Genomic DNA, 6,203 nt, shown 5'->3' on the forward strand with positions numbered 1-6,203 from the left:
AAGAATAAGATGGAGCAGCGCAGCGCTCATGATATAGAAAAGGTTGTGTAGTTCATTGGAAATAATGAAATGAAGCAATCCCAAACATCCTTCCATAATTCGACAATTTGGTATTTATTTCTACATTATCTCACAAATGCGATTTGAATCAAGTGAAACGGGTTGTTTGGAATGCTAAAGATTTCATAAAGACTTATGGTCAGTGGCATATAAACCGCTGTATAATAAAGAGAACATGATTTGCAAGCGTTTACAATATTGGGGGATTTAAAGCCGAGGAGAGATGTGAATGCGGACGTGCTCACAGGTTTGCGGTGTTGTGTTTAATCCAATTGATGACGATTATGTAGACGTGTGTGAGGATTGTGAGGAAAGAAAATTGGAGGATGAGGTGAATCCGGAGTCACTTAGTTTTTATATGGGAAAATGCGGTCTTATCATTGATTATTTGCTTTAAATGGCTGTGAGAAAAAAAGGTTGATTACCAGCCATTTCTTGTTACAATAATAGTAGATTTACTATTCATACTATTCACTCTTTATGCAGTTCATTTTTGAAAGGAGACCAAGCATGGTAACTTTACCTAAATTGAACGATCTCGGCTTTTTCGAGATAAGACTGGAATCCATCGGCGGTCTAGGTGCGAATCTGGCGGGCAAGATGCTGGCAGAAGCAGGAGTCGTTGGCGTTGGTTTGAACGGAGTCAGTTTCTCTTCCTACGGGTCAGAGAAGAAAGGGTCTGCAGTAAAAGCACATATTCGATTTTGTGACATGGAAACGAAGATTCGGGATACATCGCCCGTTGAACGACCGCATGTTGTAGGTGTCTTTCATGAATCACTTTCCAAAACTGTAAACGTTATCAGTGGCATCTATGAGGATAGTACCGTGTTGGTAAATTCAACCAAAACACCGGATGAATTGAAGGAAAAGATGAAGCTCAGAGGTGGAACGATTGCCGTCATTGATGCAATTGGCATTTCACTCGAAGAGAAAAATCGCGTGAATATGGCGATGTTAGGTGCGATGTTCCGGTTGTGTGATTTTCTGGATCCAGATGTCATGCGAGGCGTCATTCGGAAGTCGCTAGAAAAGAAATATCCGCTTGCAGTTGCTCCGGCCTTACGTACATTCGACCGCGGCTATAACGAGGTGGTTTTCCAGACGTATGCGCTTCCAGAAGGGGAATCCATGCCAGATTTTGTACGGTATGATACACCTGTTCTGGGTTTTGCTACGCAGCCTATCGGAGGAGTCGTTACGAATCCCGGTAATAGTATACTTAAAGATTTGAGCATATCCCGTGCTGGGATGATGCCGCATTTCCATGAAGATTCATGTATTCACTGCGCTTCTTGCGATAATGTGTGTCCGGACTTTTGTTTCGTATGGGATGAGCTCCCCGATAAGAAAGGCCGTCCGCAAATGTTCCTGCAAGGCATAGACTATCAATATTGTAAAGGTTGCCTTAAATGTGTACAAGCTTGTCCAACCGATGCGCTCTCCAGTGAGCGGGAAGAAGATGGTTATGCTGATCTTAATCGCATGCCGCATCGATTCAATCTAGCTATAAACTCTTAGAGAGTATTTATGGGAGAAGGGTGGAACTACACGCATGTCCATTGATATCAAGCAGGAATTAGGTCAAGCCAAAGTCGAACAGCGCATCGTGTATGAATCAGGGAATGAAATGGCGGCCTATGCGGCGCATCAAATTAATTATCATGTCATGGGATACTTTCCGATATCACCATCAACGGAGGTAGCTCAGTTTCTAGATCTCATGAAGTCCAATGGACAGCATGATATTGTTTTGATCCCTGCAGACGGTGAACATGGTTCAGCAGGTATATGTTATGGCGCATCAACTGCTGGCGGCCGCGTATTTAACGCGACGAGCGCCAACGGTTATTTGTATATGTTGGAACAAATGCCGGTGCAATCCGGAACCCGTTTTCCGATGGTTATGAATTTGGTTTGCCGCTCCGTTTCAGGGCCACTCAATATTCATGGTGATCATTCGGACCTTTATTATGCTTTGAATACTGGATGGCCGATCGTGATGTGTCGTGACCCGCAAGCCGTGTATGATATGAATATTATGGCATTAAAATTAGCCGAGGATCCTGAGGTGCGTTTGCCAGTCATGGTCGCTTCAGATGGCTATTTCACCTCTCACCAAAAGCGCAGAGTGCAAACCTTCGCACATCGGGCTGATGTGCAAGCATTCGTAGGTGAGAAGCCACAGGGCTTCCCAGATACTTTAGATCGCAATAATCCGATTACGGTAGGACCGTATATGAATGAACCGGATTATATTAATAACTGCTATCAGCAGTCGATGGCCATGTATAACGCTGAGGGTGTGTATGATCGCATTCGGCAAGAATATGCCGATCTGACGGGCCGTGACTATCCGATTCTGGAGCTATATCGGATGGAGGACGCGGAAGTCGCGGTATTTCTGATGAATTCGGCCTCCGAAATCATCAAGGATGTCGTCGACCAACTCCGCGAGAAGGGCATTAAAGCAGGTTCGATCGCACCGAACCTGATTCGACCTTTCCCAGCGAAGCAGATTGCAGAGGCGCTGAAGAATGTGAAAGCGATCACCGTTGGCGATCGCGCAGATTCTTATGGCGGACATGGCGGCAACATGGTCAATGAAATTAAAGCGGCGCTGTTCACAAACGGGAACAGAGATACGCTTGTCATAAGCCGGATCTATGGCTTAGGTGGCAAAGACTTTTATGCCGAGGATGGGCATAATCTGTTCCAATTCGCCATTGATGCGATGGAGAGCGGCAAGGTGGACGTGCCTTTCGATTACTACGGCCACACGCCGGGGGACCCTTCGAAAGCACCGAAGCGGGTATTGACGCCAATGAAGTATGAAGATTTGAAGACAGGTCTCATCACCGTCTCACCGGATGAGAATACAGGAAAGTTGAATGTTCGCATTCCACCTCTACGTTCCTTAACGAAGAAACCGAAGCGGATAGCGCCAGGTCATGGCGCGTGCCCTGGCTGTGGTATTTTCTCAGGGCTCGAGCTGTTCTTCAAGGGTATAGAAGGCGATATTGTTTCCATTTTCCATACCGGCTGTGCGATGGTTGTAACAACGGGCTATCCGTATTCGGCGCATAAAGCCACCTATATCCATAATTTATTCCAGAATGGCGCAGCAACGCTGTCAGGCGTTGTGGAGATGTTCTGGGAGCGTAAGCGTCGCGGAGAACTTGATCATCTCGGGTTGCAGGACGATTTCACCTTCGTCATGATTACGGGCGATGGCGGTATGGATATTGGGATGGGGCCTGCCATCGGGGCTGCACTACGGAATCATAAAATGATTATTCTCGAGTACGATAATGAAGGTTACATGAACACAGGTGCACAGCTTTCGTATTCAACGCCGATGGGACATCGGACATCCACATCTAATGTTGGGAAGCATCAGGGTGGTAAAGTGTTCCATCACAAGGATACTGCGCAAATTATGGCCGCGACTCATATTCCTTATGTATTTACAGGTTCAGAGGCGTACCCGCAGGATCTGGTTAAGAAAGCAGCGAAGGCCCAGTGGTATGCACAGCATGAGGGACTAGTCTACGGCAAGATTCTCATTGCTTGTCCGCTGAATTGGCTGTCGGATGATCAAGAAGGCTCTAACATCGTTGGCGCTGCGGTTGACTCTTGTTTCTTCCCTCTGTATGAGGTAGAACATGGCGTAACATCCATCACTTACAATCCGGAGGATAAGAKCAAGAAGATTCCGTTATCCGATTGGTTGAAAACGATGGGTAAAACGAAGCATCTGACGAAACCAGAGTATGAGGGATCGCTGAAATCCTTCGAGACTGAAGTGGAACGTCGTTGGAACATGTTGAAAGCCAAACATGAAAATGCTTATTTGTAACTAGCAATCATACAAACGAAGGCACATTCCCCCTCGTGGTGAATGTGCCTTTCTCGTTGGAGGTAGAGGAAAATGCCTTATGTTTTGCAGCACAAAGAAACAGAGCAAATCTACACGTGCACGCTTGTTAATCATTATGGCCTCGCCTATTATGGCGTGAAGTTTTGGACAGAGCTGGATGAAGCGAATGAGCAGTTGGTACCTTTTTTAGAATCACAATCGGTAAGTAATCCAAGTAGTTGGGCCATTATCGAAATGGAAGAAAATGAGATGAAAATAGGTAATGTAAAACTAAAGAACTCCTCACAATTCCAGTTATTTTGGTCATCTTTAACACGAAAGCCTGAGGTACGTAAATTGGAAAATTAAGACATGCCGTCAATAGGCTAAACGCCATACACCATTTGGCAATAAACCCTACCATTCACCTATATTCGTGCTTAACCCCCTCAAACTATAATAAKGGTACGAAAGAAAAAAATTACATTATACCCAATGGAGGGCAAGACGATGAGAAAGTGGACGATGGGTATTGCGGTATTGATGATGGTTGCAATTTTAACGATACTACCTAAAGAATCGCAAGCTGAAGAAGGAGTCACGACTAAGGCGCAGATTGTTGCTGGTGTAAGTTTTCGAGATCAACCGAGTACATCGAGCAACGTGCTTCGCATGTTGAAAGCAAATGAAATCGTTACGGTAACGGACTATACAACTGTGAATTGGTTTCAAATTAAGGATGCGCAAGGTGTAAGCGGATACGTATCCACAAATAGTAAATACATATCGATTGTCAGCAATGCTCAAATCTTGTATGGTGTTAATTTCCGTACGCTGCCGTCTTCAGACGCTAGTTCAGGTTCGAAGGTGATTCGAATGCTGGCCAAAGGTGAAGAAGTTCTTGTTACCGATAAAGTGAATGACAGCTGGTATAAAGTGAAAGATGCTAACGGGGTTAGTGGATATATGAGCAGCAGCAGTAAATACATAACAACGGATTTCTCCGTGATTAAACCCAATATGCCAGTAGCGGATGAAATCGAAGCGGTAATTGACGCGGGAGAAGTATACCTGGGAACTCCTTATGAATTTGGTTCCGAACGTAATGATCCTTCTACTTTCGATTGCTCTGATTTTGTACAAACGATGTTCTGGGATGCGCTTCGTCTGTCCTTGCCAAGTGATTCTGCTGCGCAAGGCAGCTATGTAAAAGCATTGGGGCCAATTGTGAAGGATTGGACGAAGCTGAAACGCGGGGACCTACTTTTTTTCAGCAGCTATAAAGGATCCAAACCTTCTGATTACGATGGTATTAATGTACTGACAGAGCCGATTACACATGTTGGTTYATACTTAGGCAACGGTCAAATGCTTCACACGTATTCGATTGAATCTGGCGGCGTACGCGTGGATACAATTGATGGCAAGCAATGGGAAAATAGATTTTTGTACGGCGGCCCTGTTTTAAAATAAGTTGATGGTTCGAACAGGCAAGGTTTGCCATATACTATAGAAGAGGCGGGTGCTGCCTTGAGCATCCGCCTTTTTCTATAGTTTATCGAGAAAGGGAGAGCCTTATCTTTGAATCCTTCGACGACGAACCAACCACTGGAATTTAGGAACACAACGGAAAGAGGACTTAACCTGGATACCGTGCACGAGCGTATTCTCCATTTCATGCGACTTGACCCCGTGGCAACCTATAAATTCATTATAGGTACGGATTGTCAGGTGCACACAGGTCATACGAAATTCATTACCGGCGTAGTGATCCAGCGGCTAGGGAAAGGAGCGTGGGCATGTTATCGTCAAGTGATCGTACCAAGAGCCCTTCACTCAATCAAAGAAAAGCTTTCAATGGAAACCACATTAAGTGAAGAGATTGCGATGTATTTTGACGAGAACAAGCGATTAGATATGGAAAATATTATTCTTCCTCATCTGTATCAAGGAGCCACTTTCGATATGTTCATTCATATTGATGCGGGGGATGACGAGAATAGAAATCGGACGGCAAAATTCGTCCAAGAGATGGTGCGACGTGTGGAATCTGTGGGCATGGTTCCGGTCATTAAACCTGATTGTTATGTCGCATCCGCGTATGCGAATCGCTACTCCAAGAAACCATTTCGCCCCCTTTATGAGGACAACGAGGTGTTTGATGGCAGTATATAAGCTGTGTAAAGAACCGTTAGCTCGAATGGTCAAAACGATCTAGGGGCTAGCGGTTTTTATTTAAAAAAGGATTTCTGATGTTTCTTAGCGAAGTATTGCTGAATGATGA

At 44.9% G+C, this 6,203-nt stretch carries 6 protein-coding genes; all 6 read left to right on the forward strand.

From position 1 onward, the window contains the following. Positions 1–289 precede the first annotated feature (289 nt). The 6 genes from AC1DVJ_RS29320 to AC1DVJ_RS29345 all read left to right on the forward strand — a co-directional run bounded on the left by AC1DVJ_RS29320 (position 290) and on the right by AC1DVJ_RS29345 (position 6,094). Entirely contained in the window at positions 290–457 is a 168-nt protein-coding gene (locus AC1DVJ_RS29320) for a hypothetical protein (RefSeq protein ID WP_477596163.1), read from the forward strand. Positions 458–570: 113 nt separating this feature from the next. Beyond that, positions 571–1,581 carry a 2-oxoacid:acceptor oxidoreductase family protein gene (locus AC1DVJ_RS29325; RefSeq protein WP_477596165.1) on the forward strand — a complete coding sequence of 337 codons (1,011 nt, stop codon included), beginning with the start codon at positions 571–573 and terminating at the stop codon, positions 1,579–1,581. A gap of 34 nt (positions 1,582–1,615) precedes the next feature. Continuing rightward, positions 1,616–3,919: a thiamine pyrophosphate-dependent enzyme gene (locus tag AC1DVJ_RS29330; protein WP_477596168.1), complete on the forward strand. Its 2,304-nt coding sequence runs from the start codon at positions 1,616–1,618 to the stop codon at positions 3,917–3,919. Positions 3,920–3,991: 72 nt separating this feature from the next. Continuing rightward, positions 3,992–4,288, forward strand: coding sequence for a hypothetical protein (locus AC1DVJ_RS29335; RefSeq protein ID WP_477596170.1), 297 nt, complete (start codon positions 3,992–3,994; stop codon positions 4,286–4,288). 141 nt (positions 4,289–4,429) lie between these two features. Further along, positions 4,430–5,392 carry a C40 family peptidase gene (locus AC1DVJ_RS29340; RefSeq protein ID WP_477596172.1) on the forward strand — a complete coding sequence of 321 codons (963 nt, stop codon included), beginning with the start codon at positions 4,430–4,432 and terminating at the stop codon, positions 5,390–5,392. 108 nt (positions 5,393–5,500) lie between these two features. Further along, entirely contained in the window at positions 5,501–6,094 is a 594-nt protein-coding gene (locus AC1DVJ_RS29345; RefSeq protein ID WP_477596175.1) for a ribonuclease H-like YkuK family protein, read from the forward strand. The last annotated feature ends 109 nt before the right edge of the window (positions 6,095–6,203 follow it).

This window comes from Paenibacillus sp. P4_A9 (genome assembly GCF_056402415.1).

Bases quoted from the DNA above. Each gene is read 5' to 3' on its own strand.
- AC1DVJ_RS29320 (WP_477596163.1), top strand. From the start codon at position 290: ATGCGGACGTGCTCACAGGTTTGCGGTGTTGTGTTTAATCCAATTGAT.
- AC1DVJ_RS29325 (WP_477596165.1), top strand. From the start codon at position 571: ATGGTAACTTTACCTAAATTGAACGATCTCGGCTTTTTCGAGATAAGA.
- AC1DVJ_RS29335 (WP_477596170.1), top strand. From the start codon at position 3,992: ATGCCTTATGTTTTGCAGCACAAAGAAACAGAGCAAATCTACACGTGC.